19 protein-coding genes and 1 tRNA gene are annotated in these 18,644 nt (G+C 67.6%); 6 read left to right on the top strand and 14 right to left on the bottom strand.

Going from position 1 to position 18,644, the window contains the following annotated elements; all coding sequences use genetic code 11:
* Positions 1-8: 8 nt before the first annotated feature.
* Positions 9-92 (bottom strand) — tRNA-Leu (locus ACJH6J_RS25280).
* A 155-nt stretch (positions 93-247) separates the two neighbouring features.
* On the opposite strand from ACJH6J_RS25280, the gene ACJH6J_RS25275 reads away from it, so the two are divergent.
* Positions 248-619 carry a hypothetical protein gene (locus ACJH6J_RS25275; RefSeq protein WP_053854173.1) on the top strand — a complete coding sequence of 124 codons (372 nt, stop codon included), beginning with the start codon at positions 248-250 and terminating at the stop codon, positions 617-619.
* On the top strand, positions 616-954 hold the full coding sequence (locus ACJH6J_RS25270) for a DUF3817 domain-containing protein (RefSeq protein WP_029119231.1): 339 nt from the start codon (positions 616-618) through the stop codon (positions 952-954). The genes ACJH6J_RS25275 and ACJH6J_RS25270 overlap by 4 nt, the downstream gene beginning before the upstream one ends.
* Positions 955-1,046: 92 nt before the next feature.
* Here ACJH6J_RS25270 and ACJH6J_RS25265 read toward each other — a convergent pair whose 3' ends face one another.
* Both ACJH6J_RS25265 and ACJH6J_RS25260 read right to left on the bottom strand, forming a co-directional pair.
* Positions 1,047-1,958 carry a hypothetical protein gene (locus ACJH6J_RS25265; protein WP_406802725.1) on the bottom strand — a complete coding sequence of 304 codons (912 nt, stop codon included), beginning with the start codon at positions 1,956-1,958 and terminating at the stop codon, positions 1,047-1,049.
* Between the two features lie 148 nt (positions 1,959-2,106).
* Positions 2,107-2,994, bottom strand: coding sequence for a haloalkane dehalogenase (locus ACJH6J_RS25260; RefSeq protein WP_406802726.1), 888 nt, complete (start codon positions 2,992-2,994; stop codon positions 2,107-2,109).
* A 55-nt stretch (positions 2,995-3,049) separates the two neighbouring features.
* Between ACJH6J_RS25260 and ACJH6J_RS25255 the strand changes: the two genes are divergently transcribed.
* On the top strand, positions 3,050-3,655 hold the full coding sequence (locus ACJH6J_RS25255) for a TetR/AcrR family transcriptional regulator (protein WP_406802727.1): 606 nt from the start codon (positions 3,050-3,052) through the stop codon (positions 3,653-3,655).
* Positions 3,656-3,733: 78 nt separating this feature from the next.
* Here the strand turns inward: ACJH6J_RS25255 and ACJH6J_RS25250 are convergent, their stop codons facing one another.
* The 8 genes from ACJH6J_RS25250 to clpS all read right to left on the bottom strand — a co-directional run bounded on the left by ACJH6J_RS25250 (position 3,734) and on the right by clpS (position 9,732).
* Complete coding sequence (locus tag ACJH6J_RS25250; protein WP_406804708.1) at positions 3,734-4,627, bottom strand: endonuclease domain-containing protein; 894 nt, start codon at positions 4,625-4,627, stop codon at positions 3,734-3,736.
* 149 nt (positions 4,628-4,776) lie between these two features.
* Entirely contained in the window at positions 4,777-5,385 is a 609-nt protein-coding gene (gene rdgB / locus ACJH6J_RS25245) for an RdgB/HAM1 family non-canonical purine NTP pyrophosphatase (protein ID WP_406776191.1), read from the bottom strand.
* The gene (gene rph, locus ACJH6J_RS25240; RefSeq protein ID WP_029105438.1) at positions 5,375-6,157 is read right to left on the bottom strand and encodes a ribonuclease PH; all 783 of its coding nucleotides are present in this window, start codon (positions 6,155-6,157) and stop codon (positions 5,375-5,377) included. The genes rdgB and rph overlap by 11 nt, the downstream gene beginning before the upstream one ends.
* A gap of 39 nt (positions 6,158-6,196) precedes the next feature.
* Positions 6,197-6,964, bottom strand: a complete 768-nt coding sequence (locus tag ACJH6J_RS25235; RefSeq protein WP_318987109.1) for a cyclic nucleotide-degrading phosphodiesterase — start codon at positions 6,962-6,964, stop codon at positions 6,197-6,199.
* Between the two features lie 138 nt (positions 6,965-7,102).
* Entirely contained in the window at positions 7,103-7,762 is a 660-nt protein-coding gene (locus ACJH6J_RS25230; RefSeq protein ID WP_318987108.1) for a rhomboid family intramembrane serine protease, read from the bottom strand.
* Between the two features lie 57 nt (positions 7,763-7,819).
* On the bottom strand, positions 7,820-8,839 hold the full coding sequence (locus ACJH6J_RS25225) for a P1 family peptidase (protein WP_318987107.1): 1,020 nt from the start codon (positions 8,837-8,839) through the stop codon (positions 7,820-7,822).
* On the bottom strand, positions 8,836-9,417 hold the full coding sequence (locus ACJH6J_RS25220) for a DUF2017 domain-containing protein (protein WP_318987106.1): 582 nt from the start codon (positions 9,415-9,417) through the stop codon (positions 8,836-8,838). Before ACJH6J_RS25220 ends, ACJH6J_RS25225 begins: the two co-directional genes overlap by 4 nt.
* Before the next feature lie 3 nt (positions 9,418-9,420).
* On the bottom strand, positions 9,421-9,732 hold the full coding sequence (gene clpS, locus ACJH6J_RS25215; protein WP_029119224.1) for an ATP-dependent Clp protease adapter ClpS: 312 nt from the start codon (positions 9,730-9,732) through the stop codon (positions 9,421-9,423).
* A 53-nt stretch (positions 9,733-9,785) separates the two neighbouring features.
* Here clpS and ACJH6J_RS25210 point away from each other — a divergent pair, with 53 nt between their 5' ends.
* Together ACJH6J_RS25210 and ACJH6J_RS25205 are read left to right on the top strand one after the other, a co-directional pair.
* Positions 9,786-11,063 (top strand): nicotinate phosphoribosyltransferase, encoded by a 1,278-nt coding sequence (locus ACJH6J_RS25210; protein ID WP_406784746.1) that lies wholly within the window; start codon positions 9,786-9,788, stop codon positions 11,061-11,063.
* The gene (locus tag ACJH6J_RS25205; RefSeq protein WP_212812477.1) at positions 11,060-13,042 is read left to right on the top strand and encodes an ATP-dependent DNA helicase; all 1,983 of its coding nucleotides are present in this window, start codon (positions 11,060-11,062) and stop codon (positions 13,040-13,042) included. Before ACJH6J_RS25210 ends, ACJH6J_RS25205 begins: the two co-directional genes overlap by 4 nt.
* A 244-nt stretch (positions 13,043-13,286) precedes the next feature.
* Here ACJH6J_RS25205 and ACJH6J_RS25200 read toward each other — a convergent pair whose 3' ends face one another.
* Entirely contained in the window at positions 13,287-13,733 is a 447-nt protein-coding gene (locus tag ACJH6J_RS25200) for a MarR family transcriptional regulator (RefSeq protein WP_318987104.1), read from the bottom strand.
* Positions 13,734-13,835: 102 nt separating this feature from the next.
* On the opposite strand from ACJH6J_RS25200, the gene ACJH6J_RS25195 reads away from it, so the two are divergent.
* Positions 13,836-15,050, top strand: coding sequence for an NAD(P)/FAD-dependent oxidoreductase (locus tag ACJH6J_RS25195; protein WP_318987103.1), 1,215 nt, complete (start codon positions 13,836-13,838; stop codon positions 15,048-15,050).
* On the opposite strand, the gene ACJH6J_RS25190 is transcribed toward ACJH6J_RS25195, so the two are convergent.
* Positions 15,047-15,892 carry a virginiamycin B lyase gene (locus ACJH6J_RS25190; protein WP_318987102.1) on the bottom strand — a complete coding sequence of 282 codons (846 nt, stop codon included), beginning with the start codon at positions 15,890-15,892 and terminating at the stop codon, positions 15,047-15,049. The two genes, ACJH6J_RS25195 and ACJH6J_RS25190, sit on opposite strands and share 4 nt — an antisense overlap.
* Positions 15,889-18,507: an alpha-glucan family phosphorylase gene (glgP, locus tag ACJH6J_RS25185; protein WP_406804707.1), complete on the bottom strand. Its 2,619-nt coding sequence runs from the start codon at positions 18,505-18,507 to the stop codon at positions 15,889-15,891. Before glgP ends, ACJH6J_RS25190 begins: the two co-directional genes overlap by 4 nt.
* Positions 18,508-18,644: the final 137 nt, after the last annotated feature.

The following is an 18,644-nucleotide window of genomic DNA, read 5'->3' as shown; positions in this document are numbered from 1 at the left end:
AGAAAGAGTGCGGGCGGTGGGACTCGAACCCACACGCTCTTTCGAACACGGGCACCTAAAGCCCGGGCGTCTGCCAGTTCCGCCACGCCCGCAACACGACGAGGATAGCGCGGCCGCGGCACCCTGAACCTGGCGGCTGGCCGCCGTAGGTTGTGGCGGCGGCCGACAGGTAACCACGTACCCCGCCGATCGGCGCCCTAGCAGGCACGAATCGCAAACCCAAACCCCCGCGCGGTACCGTTGCCATATGTCCACTACACGGCGTAGGAGGCCGGCGCTCATCGTGCTGGTGACCGTCGCTGCCCTGGGCTGCATGGCCCTGGCCTGGTGGCAATGGTCGCGGTTCCAGTCGAGCGCCGGCACCTTCCAGAACCTGGGCTACGCCCTGCAGTGGCCGATGTTCGGCGCCTTCTGCTTCTACGGCTACTACAAGTTCGTGCGCTACGAAGAAGCTCCACCCGAGCAGCAGCCCAAGAACGAGCCCACCGAAATCCCCGAGGGCCTGCTCCCCGAGCGCCCCAAGGCCGCCAAAGACACCGCGGACCCTACCCTCAACGAATACAACGCCTACCTGGCCGAACTGGCCGAGAACGACAAACAGGACAGGACCACCACATGACCGAGTCGCAGCCGACCACCCTGTCGAAAGACACCATCCGCAAGGCGCTGACCGCCTACCGCGTGATGGCCTGGGCGACCGGTCTCTGGCTCATCGCGCTCTGCTACGAGCTGGTCGCGCACTACATCTTCAACGACGCCAGTCTCAACTGGATCGGCATCGTCCACGGCTGGGTGTACTTCGCCTACCTGCTCTGCACGTTCAACCTGGCGGTCAAGGTCCGCTGGCCCCTCGGCCAGACGATCGGCGTCCTGTTCGCCGGCACCGTCCCGCTCGTCGGCATCATCGTCGAGCACTTCCGCACCGAAGACGTGAAGAAGCGTTTCGACCTCTGAAGCCAGAGACGCGCCGCGACTGTAACCACAGGGCGGAAATCGAGCCCGATGGCCGCCCTGGCGTTACGGTCGCGGGCCCACTGAACCGACCGTCACGATGCTTGCCGCCCAGCGGGCCATACCGCGTCTGTCAGGTCTCGCGAGAGACGGATCGTCACGTCATCGGCCGCACCACGCGATGCCCTCGCAGACGCGATCCTGCGCAGCGCGACGCCGCTGGGATCGCGGGAGGTAACTCGAATGACAAGCCAACCCATCTCGATCATCTCTTCGATCCGCGCAATGTCCTTGCGAACCTGATCGGGGTCCATGTGGTGCCGCCCCTCGTACTCAGCCGCGACCTTCAGGCCCGGCCACGCGAGATCAACCACGCCGATCAGCACGCCGAATTCGTTGTAGATGGGGTGCTGGCTGACTGGCCGAGGGAAGCCCGCTTTCACGATCAATAGCCGCAACCGCGTCTCACCTGGCGAATCGGCGCCGGGATCGACCAGCCCAATCGTCACCCTGGCTTGTTTCAGTCCCCGCTGCCCAGGATGGCGTTCGATCGCGGCCTGCATGTCTGCGACGGTCAAGCGCGCCGCGTGTGCCAGCGCGTCGATGGCGGCGACCGCTACGTCTTCTCGGCACCTGCGGGCCAGATCGACGGCCGTGCGTAATGGAGTGGTCAGTCGCATCTCGCCGATCGTGCACACCTCGTCACCATCCAAAGTGTCCGCCCACACCACAATGCCACGCGCGGGCCGACGATTACTGTGAATGATGTTGGCCGGCAACGCCGAATCGATGTACCGAGCCCCGTGGAGCGCGGCTGCCGAGAAGCCTGCGAGCACCCCCGTGCGTCGGGAACGCAGCCATGCTGCTTTCGCGCGAAGGATCGCGTTCGGTCGTGTACCCCGTGGCACGTACACGTCCTGGTGCACGGCAACGAAATTCGTTCGCAATTGATGACGCGTCAGCATCCCGGCCGCCAACGCCTCACTGCCGATGAACGGCTCCCCCATGCTGGCAGTGTGCCCACTCGTCGGCCGCTGACCAAGGCCTGTCGGCGTAGCCCTGTGGATAAACGAGCCACGGCGGCCGCGAGCGTAACGCCAAGGCGGAAATCGAGACCGAAACCCGCACTGGCGTTACGGTCGCGCTAGTCACACCTCAACCCAGGTACTTGAGCACCTCGACTGCCAACTGCTCGCCCCGGTCCTCCTGCAGGAAGTGCGAGGCCCCTTCGATCCGCACCTGCTCGTCGACCGTCGGGATCAGGTCGACGAACGCCTCGCCTGCCCGCGGATATGGGAACACCGGGTCCTGGTCGGAGAACGCCACCAGCGCCGGCTTCTCCCACCGCGACAGCGCATCGGTGACGGCCTTCATCTCCGTCGCACCCGCGGCGTCCTCCGCGATCGGCACCAATAGCGGGAACTGTGCGGCACCGGCCTTCGATTCCACGGTCGGGAACGGCGCGTCGTAGGCAGCGACAACCTCGGGTGACAGGTCGGTCGTCGTCGCACCCTGAATCACGAAGCCGACGGGCAGGTCTGGATTGGCCTCCGCGAACGCGCGCCACGCTATGAAGCCTTTCGACACCCGGCCGGTGAACAGCCCGGTGTTGAAAATCGCCAGTGCGCCAACCTGATCCGCGTTCTCTACAGCCCAGCGCAAGCCGATCGGCCCGCCCCAGTCCTGCACGACGACGGTGGCGTCCTGCAGCCCCAGCCCGCCCAGCATCTGGGTCACCAACTCCACGTGCCGGTCGTAGCTGTACCACCGCCGGTCGGTGGGCTTGTCCGAACGGCCGAAGCCCGCGTAGTCAGGGACGATCACCCTGTGGCCCGCCTCGACGAACGGGCCGATCATCTTGCGGTACAGGTACGCCCACGTCGGCTCGCCGTGGAAACAGACGATGGGCTTGCCGTCCCGCGGCCCCTCGTCGAGATAGTGCAGACGCAACCCGTCGACGTCGACGTAGTTGGGGGCGAAGTCGTAGCCCGGCAGATTCGCGAAGCGTTCGTCGGGTGTACGGAAGACCTCAGCGGTAGTCATGTCGTCAACTTGCCACTTCTTGACCGACCGGTCAACTATTAAATACGATTCTCAGGTGCCCCGAAGTTCCGACGCCCGCGACCGCCTGGTCGCCACCGCCGCACGGCTGTTCCTCGAACGCAGCTACCAAGCCGTCGGCGTCGACGAACTCTGCCGCGCGACCGACATCAAAAAGGGCAGCTTCTATCACTACTTTCCGTCGAAATCAGAGCTCGCCAAAGCCGTTGTCGACTTACACGCCAAGGCATTTCAACGCCAGCTGACCGACTCCCCCGCCGCGACGCCCGCCGATAAGTTGCATGCCATCCCGGACGCCATCGGCGCCATCCAGTCGGCCCTCGAAGCGCAATTCGGCCGTGCCGTGGGCTGCCCCTTCGGCAACTTCGCCGCGGAGCTGTCCACCACCGACGACGATCTGCGCGAGCATCTGGCCCACACCCTCAAGACGATGGAACACCACATGGCGGTCATCGCCACCGAGGCTGCAGCGGCAGGAGCGCTGCGCCCCGGCACCGATCCGCAGCAGCTCGCGCACGCACTACTCGCGCAGTATCAGGGCATCATCCTGCTGGCGAAGCTCAACGATTCCGGCGTCGCGCACCTCGCTCCCGCACTGCATGGCTTCATCGACGGCTATCTGACCGAGCCGAGCAATCTCTGACGCTGGCTACCGTCGAGACCAACTGAGTGGCGGAAAACGGCCTCGATGATCGCCGCGCAGTTGGTCTCGGCAACTTCGTCACGACGCCTGGCCCCACAACGCGCCATTGAAACGCAGATCGACGTCGTCGTCCGCCACTCCCCGCGCTGCACGTGCACGGGCGATCCGTCGCAGCACCACGCCCGCAGGGTCGCGCGACGTCACCCGGATGACGAGCCAATCCATTTCGACCATCTCCTCGACCCGCGCGATGTCCTTACGAACCTGCTCGGGATCCATGTGATGCCTACCCTCGTACTCGACGGCGATCATCAAATCCGGCCATGCGAAGTCGACAACGCCGATCAAGGAGCCGTACTCGTTGCACACCGGATACTGGCTCTCCGGTTTCGGGAATCCGGCCCGAATGATCAACAACCGCAACAACGTTTCTTGCGGCGACTGTGCCTTTGGGTCAACGAGCGCTACGGTTTTGCGCGCCTGCACGATCCCCCGCTTGCCATTGTGACGCTCCGCTGCTGCCGCAATGGCGGCAACCGACAGCCTGGCGGCCCGCGCCAAGGAATCAATCGCCGCGACAGCTGGATCCTCCGGAAGTCTGCGCGCCAGATCGACCGCGGTGCGCGATGCGGTCGTCAGACGCATCTCACCGATCTGGCATATGTCGCCATTGTCGAGGTCGTCCTCCCAGACCACAACGCCCCGCGCGGGGCGGCTATACCGGTCGAAAATGTGCGCAGGGCAATCCGCGCCGATAAACCGCGCGCCATGAAAAGCCGCAGCGGAGTAGCCACCGAGCACACCCCGGCGCTTCGACCGCAGCCACGCCGCTTTCGCGCGCATGATCGCGGTCGGCCTCGTGCCTCTCGGCACGTAGACGTCCTTGTGCACGGCGACAAAGTTCGTCCGCAACTGATGCCGGGTCAGGCGTCCTGCCGACAACGCCTCACTCCCTATGAATGGCTCCCCCACCGGTGCAGTGTGCGCAGCCGCGCGCAGCTCTCGCCATTACGAGCGAGCTGAGCCTGTGGATAACTCCGGCGAAACCAACCGGATGGCGGAAATCGGGCTCGCCAATCGCCATTCAGTTGGTCTCGGCGACTTCGTGCGACAACGCGCCCTCAGGAACCAGCCAACTCCCGCAGCGCCGGCACCAGCTGCGCCAGCGCCCGTCCGCGGTGTGACGCCGCATCCTTCTCCGCCGGCGTCAGCTCCGCCGCCGACACCGAACCACCGGCGGGCACGAAGATCGGGTCATAACCGAAACCACCCGAACCCCGCGGCTCACGCGCGATGGTGCCCGGCCATTCGCCCCGCACCACCACAGAACCCGACGACGACACCAGCGCGCAGCACGACACAAACGCGGCACCGCGACGCTCGTCCGGCACGTCCTGAATCTGGCCCAACAACAGCGTCAGGTTCGCCGCGTCATCCCCGTGCCGCCCGGCCCACCGGGCCGACAACACCCCGGGCATGCCGTTCAGCGCGTCGACCGAAACCCCGGAATCGTCTGCGACACAAGGGATTCCAGTGGCCGCAAAGCCATCACGAGCCTTAGCCAACGCGTTCTCTTCAAACGTCGCGCCGGTTTCGGGTGCCTCGGGGAACGCCGGCACATCGTCCAACGACAACAAGTTCAGACCCGTGATGCCTGCGGCGTCCAGCACCCGTCGCAACTCCACAAGCTTCTTCGCGTTGCGCGAAGCGACGAGGAGCTCAGGCACCAAACGCCTTCTTGGCCGGCGCTGTCGACTCCGGCAGCACACCCGGGTACGGCAACTCCAGCGCCTCACGCTGCAGCGCGAACAACTGGTCGCACGCCGCCAGCGCGGCATCGAGAAGCTTGTCCAGCGTCGACCGCGGGAACGTCGCACCTTCGCCGGTGCCCTGCACCTCGACCAGGGTTCCGGTGTCGGTGGCGACGACGTTCATGTCGACCTCGGCGCGCGAGTCCTCCGTGTAGGGCAGGTCCGTGCGGACCCGGCCGTCGACCACGCCGACCGACACGGCTGCGATGGCACACGACAGCGGGCGCGGATCCTTCAGTCGTCCGGCGGCGGCCAGATAGGTGACGGCGTCAGCCAGCGCCACGTAGGCGCCGGTGATCGCTGCAGTGCGGGTACCGCCGTCGGCCTGCAGCACGTCGCAGTCGATGGCGATGGTGTTCTCGCCGAGGGCGCTGAGGTCGATGCACGCGCGCAGCGAGCGGCCGATCAATCGGCTGATCTCCTGGGTCCGTCCGCCGACGCGACCCTTCACCGACTCGCGGTCGGAGCGGTCATGCGTGGCGGCCGGCAGCATCGCGTATTCGGCGGTCAGCCAGCCCAGCCCGGAACCCTTGCGCCAGCGCGGCACACCTTCGGATACCGAAGCGGTGCACATGACCCGCGTCTCGCCGAACTCCACCAATACCGACCCTGCCGGGTGCTTGGTGAATCCTCGGGTGATCTTTACCGGGCGGAGTTCGTCGTCAAGGCGACCGTCTTCTCGTCTGGACACCCGACAACCCTAGCGGGCCGCCGTCAGCGCGGCGGCGGCTTACCGGCTGGTGATGTCGAACGACTCGTTGCACACCACGGCGTGCACGGGTCCGTCGAACTCGGCTTTGGCCTCGCTGATGACGTCCTCGCGGGACGTCCACGGCGGGATATGCGTCAGCAGCAGCTCTTTGACGCCGGCCTCGCGGGCCGCACGCCCGGCCTCGGTGCCGGACAGGTGCAGCTTCGGCGGACGGTCCGGCGAGTCGGTCCACGACGCCTCGCACAGGAACACGTCGGCGCCACGGGCCAGGTCGATCAACGCGTCGCAGTAGCCAGTGTCGGCGGAGTAGACGAGCGTCGCGCCGGACGGATCGGTGAAGCGCATGCCATAGGACTCGGTCGGGTGGCACACCAGTCGCGGCGTCACGGTCAGCGAGCCGATCTCCACGTCCTGGCCGTCGACCCAGACCTGAATGTCGAAGATGTCGGTGATGTCGTCGATCTCGCCGCCCTCGGGCGACGACGCCGCACCCAGCCGGTGCCAGGTGGCCGCCGGGCCGAACATCAGCGCGCGGCCAACCGGAGGATTCGGGTGATACCGACGCCAGACGAACAGCCCCGGCAAGTCCAGACAATGGTCGGCATGCAGATGTGACAGCAATATATTTACGGCGCCCGGATCAGCATGACGCTGCAGTGCGCCGAGTACGCCCCCACCGAAGTCGATAACCATCGGCGTGGTGTCCGGAGCGGTCAGCAGATAGCCCGAGGCCGGAGAATCCGGCCCACCCACGCTGCCGGAGCAACCGAGAATGGTGAGGCGCACACCCCTAGCTTGCCACGTCAACACGTCCTGCGACGAAAAGACGGCACCATTGGGCGGCCAGTTTCTCGATTGGTCCCGAAAGCGATACCGGTCACGCTTCCGGCAACACCGCGTGCGGCGAATTCGAAATTCAGCAAATTACGTCGGAATCGACGGCAGAGCTGAACCCTTACGCCGTTCGCGCGCTTCCCTTTCCGGACTGCTCAGCAAATACGCGGCGAACACGCCCGCGATGCCACCGCACAGATGGCCCTGCCACGACACGCCGAATGTCCCCGGCAGCGCGCCCCACAGCACACCCCCGTACACGAACAACACGATGATGCCGACGACGATCTGCCACGCGTGCCGCGTGAAGAACCCGAACACGATGAGGAACGTCAGCCATCCGAAAATCAGCCCGGACGCCCCGATGTGGACGGACTCCACACCGCGCGGCGCACCGATGTTGCCGATCAGCCAGGTGCCGAAGCCACCGAGAATCCAGATGATCAGCGTCGCCCCGAGGAAGCGGCCCATGCCCGCAAGCGTCACCAGGAACCCGAGCACCAGAGCCGGGCCGGTGTTCGCGATCAGGTGCGCCCAGTCGGCGTGCAGCAGCGGCGCCCACAAGATGCCCCAGAGCCCGTCGGTCTCCAGCGGCCGGATGCCGTCCTGATTCAGCTCCTGGTTGTGCAGCGCGTCCCAGCCCTCGATGAGCCACAGCAGCGCGACGAAGCTGATGATCGTGACGCCGCCGACCTTCCACGGCGCAGGCGGCTTCGGCTTCGACGACGTGGGCGACAGGTCGTACGTCATGCGCGCTCCGCTCCGCTACTCGCTGGCGTCATAGAGCCAGGTTACCGGCGCGGCGCCTTATCCGAAGGCTCCCGGCAGCAGGCCGCGGTAGGTCGGGATATCGGCGATCGACTCGGCGGCCAGCACGCCGACCATCACGGCGGTCGCGAGCGCGTCGGCGGCGGCCGCCCCGATCTCGGAGATGAGTCGCGTCTCCGGGTTCATCTGTTCCGGCGTCGCGGGGTCCGGCTCGATGCGGACCCGCCCGGTCGCGAGCGCGAAGACGGTGTCACCGTCGACGGCGGTGTGCGCCGGACGGATGGTGTGGGCGAGGCCGTTGTGCGCGGCGACGGCCACCTTCTTGCATCCGGCCGGGCTGAGGGCGGCGTCGGTCGCGACGACGGCGATGGTCGTGTTGAGCGGCTTCGGGTCCTTCACGCGGATGCGGTACGCCTCGATCTGGTCGGACGGCGGAGGCTGTAGCCCGAAACGCGCGATCTGGTCGGCCGCCCAGGGCAGGCCGGTCTGCGGGTCGACGACGTGGCCCGCCGCATTGACGATGACGAGCGCGCCGACGGTGACGCCGTTGTCGAGCGTCACCGACGCCGTGCCGAGACCACCCTTGAGCGCCCCGGCCCGTGCACCCGCGCCCGCGCCCGCGTTGCCGGTGCGCACGTCGGTGCCGGCGTTGGCGACGGCTGCGTAGCCGAACTCCGCCGTCGGCCGTTTCGCCCACGCGCCGACGGGCAGATCGAAGATCACCGCCCCTGGCACGATGGGCACCCGACCGCCGGGCATCTTCACCCCGCGGTCGTGCTCCTCGAGCCACGTCATGACGCCGTCGGCGGCGGCGAGCCCGAAGGCGCTGCCGCCGGTGAGGACGATCGCGTCGACGTGCTGCACGCTGTTGGACGGGTCGAGCAGGTCGGTCTCGCGGGTGCCGGGCGCTCCCCCACGCACGTCGACCGCCCCGATGGTCCCTGGCGGAGCGAGGACGACGGTGGTGCCGGTGGCCCAGCCGCCGCCCAGGGTGGCGTCTTCGATGCGGTCGTGATTGCCGACGAGGATGCCGACGACGTCGGTGATGGAGCCTGTCACCGCTCGTCCAGCAGGCTCAGCACCAGGTACTCCTGCAGATACGTCAGCCACTGGTACACCTCCAGATGCCCCGCCATCGGATGGTCCGGCGAAAGCCGTTGTGGCCCATCGGGTCCGATGTCCAGCATGGCGCCGAGAGCCAGACGGACATCGTTGATCGCGGCCGCCCAGGCCTCGGCCTGCTCCTCGGTGAGCTCGAATTTTCCGGCTGGGTCCGGCAGGGAATCCAGAAGCCGTTGGGCAGCTTGCCGTTTGGCGTCGACGATGGTGGGCTCGTGCAGGCTGCGCAGTGCACCGTTGAGGCTCTCACCGGCAGCGCGGCCGTCCGGGTGCTTGGCGGGATCGTGGTAGAAGTCCGGCAGCAGCCGGCGCATGGTGTCGTCGTCGGGCGCCTGCGACGGCCCGATCTTCATGCCCGTCAGCTCGGCGAGTTCGTCACGCGGTGAGGAGGATTCGCGATCGTCGAGCATCTCGATCAGCGAGCCGACCAGGTTGCGCAACATCGTGACCTCGTGAGCTTCCAGACCAGACTTGATTCGCACGCCCGACGACGTGTTGACCCGCTTCCACTTGCGCACCGCTCAGTGGTCCTGCTGCATGGTTGCCCACAGTCCGGCTGCGTGCAGTTTGGTGACGTCGACCTCCATCGACTCCCGGCTGCCCGCCGAGACGACGGCCTTGCCCTCGGTGTGCACCTGCATCATCAACTCGGTGGCACGCACCTCGCTGTAACCGAACAGCTTCTGGAAGACGTACGTCACGTAGGTCATCAAATTCACCGGGTCGTCCCAGACGATGGTCACCCACGGACTGTCCAGGCCGGCCACCTCTTCGACATCAGTCGCCGGGCTCGTCCGCGCGACTACCGTCGACGAGCTGGCACCGAGAACCATGAGCCCAGAATAGCCGGGTGGTTGCCGCTCGCAGAACCAGTACGGTGAGGTCTGTGACCGCCGCGTTGCTGACCGACAAATACGAGCTCACCATGCTCGCTGCCGCCCTGCGCGACGGCACCGCGCATCGCCGCGCGTCGTTCGAAGTGTTTGCCAGGCGGCTGCCCTTCGGGCGCCGTTACGGCGTGGTCGCCGGGACCGCGCGGTTCCTCTCGGCCCTCGCCGACTTCCGGTTCGACGACGCCGCGCTGGCGTCACTGGACTTCCTGGATGCCGAGACGCTGCGCTGGCTGGCCGACTATGAGTTCCGCGGCGACATCGACGGCTACCCCGAAGGTGAGCTGTACTTTCCCGATTCTCCCGTGCTGTCGATCCACGGCACGTTCGCCGAGTGCGTGATCCTCGAGACCCTGGTGCTGTCGATCTTCAATCACGACACCGCGATCGCCTCGGCCGCGGCCCGCATGGTCAGTGCCTCCAGCGGCCGGCCGCTCATCGAGATGGGCTCGCGGCGCACGCACGAGCAGGCGGCCGTCGCGGCCGCGCGGGCCGCGTACATCTCCGGGTTCTTCGCGTCGTCGAACCTGGAGGCACAGCGGACCTACGGTGTCCCCGCGCGGGGCACCAGCGCGCACGCCTTCACCCTCGTGCACACCGCGACGAGCGGCCCCGACGAGGTTGCCGCGTTCCGCGCCCAGGTCGACGCGCTGGGCGTCGGGACCACGCTGCTGGTGGACACCTACGACATCACCCAGGGTGTGGCCAACGCCGTCGCCGTGGCCGGGCCCGAGCTCGGCGCGGTGCGCATCGACTCCGGCGACCTGGGCGTCATGGCCCGCCAGGTGCGCGACCAGCTCGACGGCTTGGGCGCGACCAAGACCCGCATCGTGGTGTCCGGCGACCTCGACGAGTACTCGATCGCCGGCCTGGCCGCCGCACCCGTCGACGTCTACGGCGTGGGTACGTCCGTGGTCACCGGCTCCGGCGCGCCGACCGCATCGATGGTCTACAAACTGGTCGAGGTCGACGGCATGCCCGTGGCAAAACGCAGCAGCCACAAGGAATCTCACGGCGGCCGCAAGGCGGCCCTGCGGCTGGCGAAGGAGTCCGGAACCATCGTCGAGGAAGTGGTGCACCCCGCCGACGCGGTTCCCTCGGAGGACGGCCGGGTGCTGACGGTGCCGCTGGTCCGTTCGGGTTCGGTCGTGTACGACTCGTCGCTGGACGACGCCCGCGCGCGCGTCGCGGCCGGCCTGCACAGCCTGCCCTGGGACGGACTCAAGCTGTCCGCCGGCGAGCCCGCCATCCCCACCCGACTGGTGGGCGCGTGACGACCGACGTTGCCGCGCTGCTGTCCATCGCGGTATCCGCCCTCGGCGGCGCCGAACGCAGCGGCCAGATCGAGATGGCCAAGGCCGTGGGCAACGCCTTCGACAAGGGCGAGCACCTCGCCGTCCAGGCCGGGACCGGTACCGGAAAGTCGTTGGCGTACCTGGTCCCGTCGATCGCGCACGCCGTGGCATCGAATCAGCCGGTGGTGGTGTCGACGGCGACCATAGCGCTGCAACGCCAGTTGGTGGACCGCGACCTGCCCCGCCTGGCCGATGCCCTGGCGCCGCACCTGCCCCGCCGTCCCGAGTTCGCGTTGCTCAAAGGCCGCGGAAATTACCTATGCCTCAACAAGGTTCACAGCGGTGCCTCCGTCGAGGAGGAGCTCCCCCAGGAGGAACTGTTCAACCCCGTCGCCGCCTCGGCATTGGGCCGCGACGTCAAGCGGCTCATCGAGTGGTCGTCGGACACCGAGAGCGGTGACCGCGACGAGGTGATGCCGGGCGTGCTGGACCGGGCCTGGTCACAGGTCAGCGTCGGCGCGCGCGAATGCATCGGCGCCACCCGGTGCCCTTACGGCACAGACTGTTTCGCCGAGAAGGCCCGTGCGAAGGCCGGGGCGGTCGACGTCATCGTCACCAACCACGCACTGCTGGCCATCGACGCCATCTCCGAGGTCAACGTCCTGCCCGAGCACCAGCTGCTGGTGGTCGACGAGGCCCACGAACTGGTGGACCGCGTGACCAGCGTGGCCACCGGCGAGCTGTCCGCCACGTCCATGGCGGTGGCGCACCGGCGGGCCGCCCGGTTGGTGGAACCCGAACTGGCAGAACGCCTCGAGGCCGCCATCGCCACCTTGGGTTCGGCCATCCACGACATGGAACCGGGCCGCATCGACGTGCTCGACGACGAGCTGGCCACGTACCTGACGGTGGTCCGCGATGCGACCGACAAAGTGAAGATGGCGATCGACACCGCGCCGTCCGATCCCACCGCGGCGGCCGCGCGCAGCGAGGCCGTCACCGCACTGACCGATCTGAGCGACACCGCGTCGCGCATCATCGACTCGTTCGTGCCGGCCATACCCGACCGCTACGACGTGGTGTGGCTGGATCGCGACGAGTCCAGGGGCTCAGTGCGATACATCCTGCGCGTGGCTCCGTTGTCGGTGGCGGGGCTGCTGCGCGGCCGGTTGTTCGGTGAAGTGACCGCGGTGCTGACGTCCGCGACGCTCACCATCGGTGGACGCTTCGAGTCGATGGCCCGGGCGTGGGGCCTGTCGGTGCCCGAGGACAGTACCGCGACGCCACCGAAGTGGAAGGGCATGGACGTGGGATCGCCCTTCTCCCATGCCAAGTCGGGCATTCTCTACGTCGCCAAGCACCTGCCGCCGCCGGGCCGCGACGCCGCTCCACAGGAACAGCTCGACGAGATCTACGAACTGATCACCGCCGCCGGCGGCCGCACCCTCGGACTGTTCTCGTCGATGCGGGCCGCCAAGGCCGCCGCCGAGATCATGCGCGAGCGCCTCGACACCCCCGTGCTCTGCCAGGGCGACGACTCGACGTCAACCCTGGTGCGCCGCTTCACCGACGACGCCGAGACCTCGTTGTTCGGCACGCTGTCGTTGTGGCAGGGCGTCGACGTGCCGGGACCGTCACTGTCTCTGGTGATCATCGACCGAATTCCGTTCCCCCGCCCCGACGATCCGCTGCTGACGGCGCGGCAGCGGGCCATCGCGGCCCGCGGCGGCAATGGCTTCATGGCCGTGGCGGCATCGCACGCGGCGCTGCTGTTGGCGCAGGGTGCCGGGCGGTTGCTACGTAGCGTCAACGACCGCGGCGTCATCGCCATCCTGGACTCCCGCATGGCGACGGCCCGCTACGGCGGGTTCCTGCAGTCGTCGCTGCCGCCGTACTGGTCGACCACCGACCCCGTCCGGGTACGCAGCGCTCTGGAGCGGTTGGCTGCGTCGAGCTGACGGGGTTCCCGTCCGACGCTGGCGTCGAGCCGCGGCTGACGCGAACACGGTCAACGAGCCCCGGCTTACTGTCGAACCACTTCCGCCCGCGGGACCTCTCTCCTCACCATGTCGCGCCTGGACCTGTCAGCAATGGCTGACATCGTCAGCATGTGGTGACACTGTCAGCACATGCTGACGGGTCCAGGCGCGACATGTCCCAGACAGCGCCGACACGCCCGAGCTCGTAGCCCGGCGCCCAGCCTCACATCCCCCGCAACCGCATGACGTGCTCGCGCTGCAATTCCGCTGCCCGCGTGAGGAATTCGGTGATCAACTCGAGCTGCGCGCCACTGTAGCGGCTCAGCAGAATCCGCCGGCCGTCGTCCACGAGCGGGTCGATCAGCTCGAAGGCCCGCGCCCGCGCGGTGGCAGTGGCGTGGACCAGGAGCTTGCGCCGGTCACTGGGGTGCGCGGAGCGCGTGACGTAGCCGACCTTCTCCAGGCGGTCGAGCATCGTCGTGGCGCTGCCGGTCGTGAGGCCCAACCGGTCGGCCAGCTCGCGCGGGGTGACACCAGCGGCTTCCTGGATCAGAATCTCCAGGCACCGCGCGTCTGTTGCGTTGACACCGAGCAGGCGCGCGACCTCGCGGTCGAAGTCGTCGACCGCGGCCTGGTAGCCCTGCACCGCCGCGCCCAACCGGTCGGCCACCGGATTTTCGCTTGACAATCGAGCGATCCACCTTTCATTCTATTGCTTGACAATCAAGCTATCTGATTGTCAAGACATCTGGGCACCAACCGAGGAAGACGCATGACCGAAGCACTCATCATCGGCGCCGGAGTCGCCGGGCCGGTGCTGGCCATCGCACTGCAACGGGTGGGCATCGACGCCCACGTCTACGAACGCTCCCCCTCCGGCGCCGACCTGCGCGGTGCCTGGCTGAACTTTCAGGCCAATGGCATGGACGCGCTGCGTGCCGTCGATGCGGCCGGCCCGCTCGAGAACCTGGGCTACCCGAACGACACCATCAGCTTCCTCACCGGCACCGGCAAGCAACTGGGCCGCATCCCGATGGCCGCCCAGCGCCCGGACGGGCAACTGTCGGTCATGATGCGCCGCGCCGACCTGTACCGCGAACTCAACACCCTGGCCGCGGCACGCGGCGCCCGATACAGCTACGGCAAGGAGTTCGTCTCCGCGACAACGGTTTCCGACGGCCGCGTCGAGGCTCGCTTCGCCGACGGCAGCAGCGCCACCGGTGATCTGCTCATCGGATGCGACGGCATCCACTCCGCGGTGCGCCGCGTGATCGATCCGGCGGCGCGGGCGCCGCGCTACGTGCCGGTGCTCAATGTCGGCGGCTACATCCCAGGCTTCACCGTCGACGTCCCGCCGCGAGAATTCCGGATGCAGTTCGGCACGCGCTGCTTCTTCGCCTGGTTTCCCACCCCGGACGGCGGCACCGTCTGGTTCGCCAATCCGCCGATGGCCCGCGAGCCGGAACGCGGCGCACTGTCCGACATGACCGACGCCGACTGGCGAAACTGGCTGCACCAGTTGATGTCCGGCGATGTCGGGCCGGCGCACGACATCGTCGACGCCGCGCCCGGGCCGATGGTGGGGTGGGCCACGTACGACCTGCCGGTGGTGAAACGCTGGCACAACCACCGCAACCAGATCATCATCGGCGACGCCGCCCACGCCACCGCACCATCGGCCGGGCAGGGCGCGTCGATGTCCGTCGAGGACGCCGTGATTCTCGCGCAGTGCCTGCGCGATTGCCCTGATATCCCAACGGCATTCACGACGTTCGAGTCGCTGCGCCGGCGCCGGGTCGAGAAGATCGTCCGTCACGGGCACCGCTCGGCCAACAGCAAGGCCGCGGGCCCGGTGGGGCGGTTCCTACGTGACCTGATCCTGCCGGTGATGTTCCAGCAGGCGGCGAAAGACGGTGGCCGCTCGATGATGTGGCTTCAGGGCCACCACATCGAGTTCGACAGGACCATCGCGCGAGCACCCGCCTAGACGGGCAACCGCACCACGAAACCGGACTCCAGCGCCACCCACAGCGCGCCATCACGATCGACGGCCAACCCGTGCGGCTCGCTGCCGGGCGGCAGGTCGAACGTGGCGACCTCGCCGTCGGCACTGACCCGCGCGATCGCGTCCGCGCCCCACAGGCTCGCCCACACCCCGTCGGCGACATCGGCGACCACCGCGTGCGGCTTGCCCGGCAGATCCAGCTCCTGGATGGCGTCGTTCAGCGGGATGCGGCCCAGCTTGTCCGCTCCGATTGCGGTGAACCACACCGCATCATCGTGGGTCGCGCAGATGCCGACGGGCCCTGCCGACGGTGTCGGCGTCGGCCGTGTCGAGAGCTTGCCGGCAACCGTCACTCGGCCGATCGCGGATTTCTGATTCAACGTGAACCACAGCGCGCCGTCACCACCTGCAGTGATCATCGACGGCATCCCGCCGGGCGCGGCTACCAGCTCGACCGTGCCGGCGGCGTCCACCCGGCCGACGGTCCCCGCGTCCATCGCGGTGAACCACACCGCATCGTCGGGCCCGACGGTGATGCCGAACGGTGCACTGCCCGTGTCCAATTCGACGAACGACAGAGCACCGTCACCGGCGATCCGGCCCAGCCGGTCAGTGCCCGAGCACGTGAACCACACGGCTCCGTCGGGTCCCGCGCAGATCTGCATCGGCCGGCTGTCGGTACCGACGTCGAACCGCCGCACCTCGCCCCCGGCATCGATCCGGGCCACCGCACCCGCTGACACCAACGTCACCCACATCGCGCCATCCGGGCCGGCCGCCAGCCCGTACGGTCCGCCATCGACCGCAACAGTCAGTGCGCTCACGCCAGCGTGACCAGCCCGAGCTCGTTGTCGGCGGCCAGTAATGCGTTGTGCGGCAACACTCGAACGGTGTATCCGACGGGGCCGGCCACCGGCAGCGGGATGGTCGCCGAGAACACCTCGACGCCGCCCTCACCGGAACCCGTGTGCGCCATCGGCACGGTCACCGGCTCCACCAACTGGTCACCGGCGTCGACACGGCCCAGAACCGCTTGCACCACAACCTCATCGGTGCGCAACCCGGCCAACTGGACGGTGGCGGTCAACGACAACTCGGAACCCAGCAGAGGCGTATCCGGCAGACCGTAGCTGTCCACCTCGGTGATCTGAATCTTCGGCCAGGCCTCGGTCACCCGCTGGCGATAGGCCGCCAGCGAGCGGGCCGCGCCGAACGGCACACCGTCGATCGGCTCTACGGTTCGCCGGAACGACTGTGCCGCAGGGCCGTAGTACTTCTCGGTGTAGTCGCGCACCATGCGCGACGCCAGCACCTTCGGTCCCAGCGACTGCAGCGTGTGCCGCACCATCTCGACCCACCGCGTCGGGACGCCGTGCTCATTGCGCTCGTAGAACTTCGGCGCCACCGAGTTCTGCATCAGGTCGTACAGCGCCGCGGCCTCCAGGTCGTCGCGACGAGCCTCATCGGTGACGCCGTCGGCAGTCGGGATTTCCCAACCGTTTTCGCCGTCATACCACTCATCCCACCAGCCGTCACGAATCGACAGGTTCAGCCCGCCGTTGAGCGCACTCTTCATGCCCGACGTGCCACACGCCTCCAACGGACGCAGCGGGTTGTTGAGCCACACATCACAACCCCAGTACAGCAGCCGTGCCATCGACATGTCGTAGTCGGGCAGGAAGGCGATCCGGTGCCGCACCTCGGGCCGGTCCGCGAACTTCACCACCTGCTGGATCAGCGCCTTGCCGCCGTCGTCGGCCGGATGCGACTTACCGGCGACGATCAACTGCACCGGCCGCTGCTCATCGAGCAGCAGCTGTTCCAGCCGCTCCGGATCACGCAACATCAACGTCAGCCGCTTGTAGGTCGGCACCCGGCGGGCGAAGCCGATGGTCAGGACCGAAGGATCGAAAGCCTTTGCGATCCAGCCCAGTTCGGCCTCGGTGGCACCGCGTTCGAGCCATGACCGCCGCAGCCGGGCCCGCACATCGGCGATGAGCAACTCGCGCAACTGGGACCGGATCCACCACAGGTGACCGGGATCGACGTCGTGCAACCGCTGCCACAGCTGGGGCTCCCCGGCGGCCTGGTCGACGGCCGTCATGCCCTCTACGCCGACCAACTCGCGGCCCAGCTCGAGCCATTGCGGCGCGGCCCAGGTGGGCGCGTGCACGCCGTTGGTGATGGAGCCGATCGGTACCTCGGCCTGGTCAAAGCCGGGCCACAGTTCGTTGAACATGCCGCGGCTGACCCGGCCGTGCAGCAGCGAGACCCCGTTGGCCCGCTGGGCGAGCCGTAAGCCCATGTGCGCCATGTTGAATTTGTCCGGGTCGTCCTCGGCGCCGAACGCGACCACCCGGTACAACGGCACCTCGGGCAGCAGCGGCGAAGCGACGGTGTCGTCGAAATAGCGTCGGACCATCTCCACCGGGAACCGGTCGATACCGGCCGGCACCGGGGTGTGCGTGGTGAACACCGTCGACGACCGGACCACCGCCAGCGCGGTCTCGAAATCCAGCCCCGACCCGCTGATGTATTCCCGAATGCGTTCCACGCCAAGGAAACCCGCGTGGCCTTCGTTCATGTGGTAGACCTCGGGCGCCTCGATGCCCTCGATCTCGGTGAACGCCCGGATCGCGCGGATGCCGCCGATGCCGGCGAGCAGCTCCTGCTTGATCCGGTGTTCCTGGTCGCCGCCGTACAGGCGGTCGGTCACCGAACGGAGCTCGTGCTCGTTCTCCGGGATGTCGGAATCGAGCAGCAGCAACGGAACTCGCCCGACCTGCGCGACCCACACGCGGGCCCGCAGCACCTGTGATTCCGGCAGGTTCAGCGACACCAGCACCGGCTGGCCGTCGGCCCCGGTCAGCAGCCGCAGCGGCAGGCCCTGCGGATCGAACGACGGGTAGTTCTCGTTCTGCCAGCCGTCGGCCGTCAGTGACTGCTTGAAGTAACCGGACCGGTAGTACAGCCCCACCGCGATCAGCGGCAGGCCGAGATCCGACGCCGACTTGAGGTGGTCGCCGGCGAGGATGCCCAGACCGCCCGAGTAGTTCGGCAGCACCTCGGCCACGCCGAACTCCATGGAGAAGTACGCGATGCCCTTCGGCATCGCGGGGCCGCCGTCCTCAGCGAGGTCGGCCTGCTCCTGGTACCACAGCGGCCGGGTCAGATAGCTGTCCAGATCCGCGGCCCGGTGGTTCACCCGGCCGACGAAGTCGTCGTCTGCCGCCAGTTCGTCCAGACGCGCGGGACTGACCGCCCCCAGCAACGCCACCGGGTCGGCGCCGACCTGTTCCCACAGCACCGGATCGATCTCCGCGAACAGCTCCTGAGTCGGCGTGTGCCAGGACCAGCGCAGGTTGATGGACAGGCGCTCCAGGGCGGCGAGACGTTCGGGCAGGTGGGCACGGACGGTGAACCGGCGAAGGGCTTTCACACGAGCCAACCTTACTGACATTTTTTCCACGTGCAGGGTCAGTTCGGTGACAGCCCAACTGCCCATCCAACTGGTCACTGCCCTTCAAGTGTCACGGACTACTACGGTGGGTATGGGTAATCCCGTAGTCCCGGGTA

It is taken from the genome of Mycobacterium sp. SMC-18 (genome assembly GCF_045310895.1).
Lineage (GTDB): Bacteria > Actinomycetota > Actinomycetes > Mycobacteriales > Mycobacteriaceae > Mycobacterium.
Note: the sequence above shows the minus strand (reverse complement) of the source record. Positions and strands in the feature narration are given on the sequence as shown.

Coding starts and splice junctions, on each gene's coding strand:
- ACJH6J_RS25195 (WP_318987103.1), top strand. CDS start 13,836: ATGACCGAAGCACTCATCATCGGCGCCGGAGTCGCCGGGCCGGTGCTG.
- ACJH6J_RS25265 (WP_406802725.1), bottom strand. CDS start 1,958: ATGGGGGAGCCGTTCATCGGCAGTGAGGCGTTGGCGGCCGGGATGCTG.
- ACJH6J_RS25260 (WP_406802726.1), bottom strand. CDS start 2,994: ATGACTACCGCTGAGGTCTTCCGTACACCCGACGAACGCTTCGCGAAT.
- clpS (WP_029119224.1), bottom strand. CDS start 9,732: ATGGTTCTCGGTGCCAGCTCGTCGACGGTAGTCGCGCGGACGAGCCCG.
- ACJH6J_RS25230 (WP_318987108.1), bottom strand. CDS start 7,762: ATGACGTACGACCTGTCGCCCACGTCGTCGAAGCCGAAGCCGCCTGCG.
- ACJH6J_RS25275 (WP_053854173.1), top strand. CDS start 248: ATGTCCACTACACGGCGTAGGAGGCCGGCGCTCATCGTGCTGGTGACC.
- ACJH6J_RS25270 (WP_029119231.1), top strand. CDS start 616: ATGACCGAGTCGCAGCCGACCACCCTGTCGAAAGACACCATCCGCAAG.